The sequence below is a fragment of the Amaricoccus sp. genome (genome assembly GCF_036846665.1).
GTDB lineage: Bacteria > Pseudomonadota > Alphaproteobacteria > Rhodobacterales > Rhodobacteraceae > Amaricoccus.
Genome location: NZ_DAIUBO010000256.1, coordinates 1 through 5,000, shown reverse-complemented (window position 1 = coordinate 5,000; position 5,000 = coordinate 1). Strand labels below are relative to the sequence as shown.

Genomic DNA, 5,000 nt, shown 5'->3' with positions numbered 1-5,000 from the left:
CGAGGTCGAGATGGCGGGCGATATTGTCGAAGGCGTCGCCGGGGGCGTCGTCGATGGTGCCGCCCATGCGGTGGAACGCCTCCGGCCCGGTGACGGCGAGGAACTGGCAATGGCCGCCGGAGGCGAGCAGCATCAGATAGGGAAAGTCGAGATCGGCCACCAGCCGCGGCGTGAGCGCATGGCCGGCGAGATGGTTGACGCCGTAGAGCGGCAGGCCGCGGCCGGCGGCGAGGCCCTTGGCGAACATCACCCCGGCAAGCAGGCCTCCGATCAGGCCCGGACCGGCGGTGACCGCCACCGCGTCGATCGCCTCGAGCCCGAGCCCGGCGCGGCCCAGCGCCGCTTCCGTCACCAGGTCGAGGCGCTCGGCATGGGCCCGGGCGGCAATTTCGGGCACCACGCCGCCGAAAGCGCCGTGGAGCGCGTCCTGGCCCAGGACCTCGGCGCCGAGGATCGTGCCGCGGGGCAGGCCGGGGCGCGCGCGAATCACCGCCGCCGCCGTATCGTCGCAGCTGCTTTCGAGACCGAGGATGATCCGCTCGCCGGTCAGGGTGGCGCTCCGCTGCAATTGCGTCCCGGGCGGGGCGCAGCTAACACCGATCTCCGGCCGCGCGCAACGCCCCGAGGCCCGGGAGGGAACGACATGCCCCAGCGCCGGACCCTGCTCCTGACCCGCCCGGAGGCGCAGTCGGCGGAATTCGCCGCGGCGCTCGAAGTGGCGCTGCCGGGCCGGTTCCGCGTGGTGGCGGCGCCGATGATCGAGATCGTCGCGCTGCCCGGCACTCCGGATCTGGTGGGAGTGGGCGGCCTGCTCTTCACCTCCGCCAACGGCGTGGCGCAATTCGCCGACCGCATCGCCCGGCGCGACCTGCCGGCCTATTGCGTCGGCGCGATGACCGCGGCGGCGGCGCGGGCGGCAGGGTTCGAGGCCGCCTCCGCCGGGGGCGACGTGGCGGCGCTGGCGGCGCTGGTGGCGGCGCGCCGTCGTCCCGGGGGCGGGGCGCTCCTGCATGTGCGCGGGCGCCATGCGGCGGGCGATCTGGCCGGGCGGCTGGCGGCGGCGGGCTTCGAGGTGCGGGCGGCGGAGATCTACGACCAGCGCCAAAGGGTTCCGGGGGACGAGGCGCTGGCGCTGCTCCAAGGCGCGGGGGCCGAGGCGGTGGCTGTCTTCTCGCCGCGCTCGGCGCGGATCCTCGCGCAGGCGGCGCGCGACGGCGGCTGGCACCTCGCGGGCACGACCTCGGTGGCGCTCAGCGCGGCGGCGGATGCGGGCCTCGGGGAGGCGGGCTTTGCGCGGCGAATGGTGGCCGCGACGCCGACGCGGGAGGGCATGATCGCGGCGCTGGCGGAAATCTGAGGACCGGCCTTTGGCTTGTTCCGCAAAAATCCTTCGCCTAGTATCTCGCGAGGCGCTGCGCGCGAGCGGGGAAAACGACTGATGGCGAGACGGAAATCCGATCCGGCGGACGGCGGCGATGCCGCGTCCGACCTCGAGGCGACGGCAACCGAGGCTGAGGCCGGACAGGAGGACCCCGGACCGGAAGAGCGGAGCGATCACACCGATCCGGGCTTGGAAACCGAATCGGCGTTCGGGGAGTCCGAGACGGCCGAGAGCGCGCCGGTGCGCGAGGACAACCCGGACCTGCCCGGCGTCGAGGCCCCGCCGGACGAGGTAACGGCCGCCGAGATGCCTCCGCCCTGGGGCGACCGGACCCGGGAGGGCGAGGCGGACGACTCCGAGGTCCCGGTCTGGGGGGATCCCGAGGCGGTCGCGAAGGAGACGGTGACCGGCGGGGCGCAGACCGCGGCCGATGCCGAACCCGAGGCCGCGGCGGATCCCGAGGCAGAGGTGGCCGCCGCGGAGCCGGATGCCCCGCCCGTGGCCGAAAGCGAAGCCGAAACCACCGCGGCGGCGGCGCCCTACCATGCCCCCGAGGTCGAGGAGCACGAGGAGGAGGCGGGCAGTTCCTTCGCATCGAAGGCGCTGACCTTCCTCGTGCTGCTGCTTGCGGGGGCCGCCCTGGGGATCTGGGCGGCGCCGAAGGTGGCGCCGATGCTGCCTTCGGGCATGGCGCCGGTGGCGGCCTGGCTGACGCCGGGCTCCAGCGAGAGCGCGGCCCGCTTCGCCGATCTCGACACGCGGCTCGCCGCGGCGGATGCCCGGATCACGGAACTGGCCCAGCAGGTGCCGCAGATCGATGCTGCCGAGATCACGGCGAATGCGACCGATGCCGCGAGGAGTGCGGCCGATGCGGTCGAGACGCGGCTCGGGACGCAGATCACCGAGCTTCGCGACACACTCGGGCAGCTCGACACCTCGGCGATCCGCCAGCAGGTCACCCGGTTGCAGACGGCGGTCGACGGGCAGTCCACCGAACTGGCCGCGCTGAAGGAGCAGCTCGGTGGTGAGGCGGACGTGAGCAGCCTCAGCGAGGAGGCGGTCGCGCGCATCGACGTCTATCGTGCCGAGCTCGATGGGCTGCGGGCCGAGTTGGGAACGCTGACGGACAATGTGAGCGCGCTCTCGAGCCGCATCGACGAGGTCGCGGCCACGGCCGACCGCTCGATCGACGCGGCCCAGGCGCGGGTGGCAGAGATCGAGGCGCAGTCGAACACCGCGATCGACGCCGCGGGTGCCGCGGTCGGCGCCGCCAGCGCGACCGCCGATGTGGCGCAGATCCGGGCGGCGCTGGCCTCCGGTGCGCCGTTCTCCGAGCCCGCCGAGCGGCTCGCCGCCGCGCCCAATGTCGTGCTGCCCGATGCGCTGATGGCGGTGGCCGGAAATGGCGTGCCGACGCTGGCCGATCTGGGCGAGAGTTTCCCCGATGCGGCCCTCGAGGCGATCCGCGCCTCGATCCTCGCGAGCGGCGGCGAAGGCCTGTGGGGACGGGCCACCGCCTTCCTCGAAGCCCAGGTCGCCAGCCGGTCGCTGGCGCCGGCGGAAGGCAGTGGCCCCGACGCGGTTCTCTCGCGGATGGAGGCGAGCCTGCGCGCCGACGACCTCGAGGCCGTGCTAGACGAATCGGCGCAGCTGCCGAGCGAATCCGCCGCCGCGATGAGCGGCTGGCTCGACGGGGCCCGGCAGCGCGTCGCTGCCGAAAAGGCTCTAGCCGAGCTCGCCGGCAGCCTCCCTGCGGCCAACTGAACGGGAGGCGTGCGATGCTCTGGTCCCTCTTGAAGGTCATTGTCTTCCTCGCCATCGCGCTGGCGCTCGCTTTCGGCGCCGCCTGGCTGCTCGAGAGCCCCGGCGAGGTCCGGATCGCCTTCGCCGGTCGCGAATTCGCGCTGACCCCGATCGGCTTCGTCATCGCGCTGGCGCTCTTCCTCGTCGCGGCGCTGATCGTGCTCAAGATCATCGGCTTCCTCGGGGCGGTGATGCGCTTCCTGCTCGGGGACGAGACCGCGATAAGCCGCTATTTCAGCCGCGCCCGCGAGCGCCGCGGCTTCGACGCGCTTTCCGACAGCATGGTGGCGCTGGCCGAGGGCGACCCGCGGCTCGCGACCAAGAAGGCGGCCACGGCGGAAAAGTTGCTGCGCCGCCCCGAAGTGACCCGGCTCCTCGGCGCGCAGGCGGCGGAGTTGAGCGGCGACGACCGCAAGGCGCAGGCCTATTACAAGAGCATGCTGGAGAACGACCGCACCCGCTTCGTCGGCGTGAAGGGGCTGATGCACCAGAAGCTCGAGGCCGGCGAAACCGATACCGCGCTGGCGCTGGCCAAGAAGGCCTTCGCGCTCCGGCCGCAGAACCCGGCGCTGCTGCGCACGCTCTTCGACCTGCAATCGAGCACGGCGGACTGGTCGGGCGCGCGCAAGACGCTCAATGCCTCGATGCAGGCGCGCATGCTGCCGCGGGACGTCGGCACGCGCCGCGACGCGGTGCTGTCGCTCGCCGATGCCCGTGCCGCCTTCGCCGAAGGCAATGCCGCGCGCGGCAACGAGGCGGCGCTGCAGGCCAACAAGCTCGCGCCGACGCTGGTTCCCGCCGCGGCGCTTGCTGCCGGGGTCCATGTCGAGAAGGGCTCGAAGCGGCGCGCGACCAAGGTGCTGACCGCGGCCTGGGGCGCCAATCCGCATCCCGATCTCGCGGCCGCCTTCGCGGCCATCGTGCCCGACGAGACGCCGGCGGCGCGGCGCAAGCGCTTCGAGACCCTGATCGCCGCGGCGCCGAAACATGCCGAGAGCCGGCTGCTGGCCACCGAGCTGGCGCTGGCGGCCGAGGATTTCCCCGGCGCGCGCAAGGTGCTGGGCGATCTTCCGGTCACCGATCCGACGACCCGCAGCCTCGCGCTGATGGCGGCGATCGAGCGCGGCCAGGGCGCGAGCGAGGCGGTGGTGCGGGGCTGGCTGGCCAAGGCGCTCAACGCCTCGCGCGGGCCGCAATGGACCTGCGAGAAATGCAACCACGTGCATGCGGCCTGGGCCCCGGTCTGCGACAATTGCGGTGCATTCGACACGCTCGCCTGGAAGACCGCCCCCCATGCGGAGCGCAGCGCGCTCGACCAGGCGGCGATGCTGCCGCTGATCGTCGGCGATCCCGATCCAGAGCCTGCGCCGGTGCCGGAGCCCACCCCCGAATCGGCTGCCGCATCCCGGCCGGCGGAGGAAGAGGAAGTGGTCCCGCCGCGGCCCGACATCGAGGATGCGGAGCTGGCCGAGGGCGCTGGCGCGCCTTTCCGGCGCTGAGCCCGGCGAATCCGGGCCGCGCTTAACCGGATCTTATGGCTCCTGCGGCAAGTCTCCCCGCTGGGTGGCTGCAACCTGAGGTTGGGGTCGGGATCTGGGGGGATCTACATGTCTGTCAGGCTGTCATGCCTCGTGCCGAAGGCCACGGAATCCGGCTGCGCGCGGCTCGATCCGATCACGTCCCGGCCGAATCACCCGCCATGCCTCGCCGACCGTGGCGCTACCGGCCAAGTGCGCTCGGATGGTTCATGGGGCAAACGCAAGGGATGATGCGCGACATGTCGAACCAGGCAGCCCCCGGCGGGCGCCCCGGCGCG

At 73.0% G+C, this 5,000-nt stretch carries 3 protein-coding genes and 1 pseudogene; 3 read left to right on the top strand and 1 reads right to left on the bottom strand.

From position 1 onward, the window contains the following. Window positions 1-568: pseudogene (locus tag V7050_RS18015) on the bottom strand (tRNA (adenosine(37)-N6)-threonylcarbamoyltransferase complex transferase subunit TsaD); the annotation flags it as partial. 75 nt (window positions 569-643) lie between these two features. Here V7050_RS18015 and V7050_RS18010 point away from each other — a divergent pair. The 3 genes from V7050_RS18010 (at window position 644) to V7050_RS18000 (ending at window position 4,683) form a co-directional block, all read left to right on the top strand. After that, complete coding sequence (locus tag V7050_RS18010) at window positions 644-1,357, top strand: uroporphyrinogen-III synthase (protein WP_324369521.1); 714 nt, start codon at window positions 644-646, stop codon at window positions 1,355-1,357. A gap of 81 nt (window positions 1,358-1,438) precedes the next feature. Beyond that, window positions 1,439-3,145, top strand: a complete 1,707-nt coding sequence (locus V7050_RS18005) for a hypothetical protein (protein WP_324369520.1) — start codon at window positions 1,439-1,441, stop codon at window positions 3,143-3,145. A gap of 14 nt (window positions 3,146-3,159) precedes the next feature. Next, window positions 3,160-4,683: a heme biosynthesis protein HemY gene (locus V7050_RS18000; protein WP_324369517.1), complete on the top strand. Its 1,524-nt coding sequence runs from the start codon at window positions 3,160-3,162 to the stop codon at window positions 4,681-4,683. The last annotated feature ends 317 nt before the right edge of the window (window positions 4,684-5,000 follow it).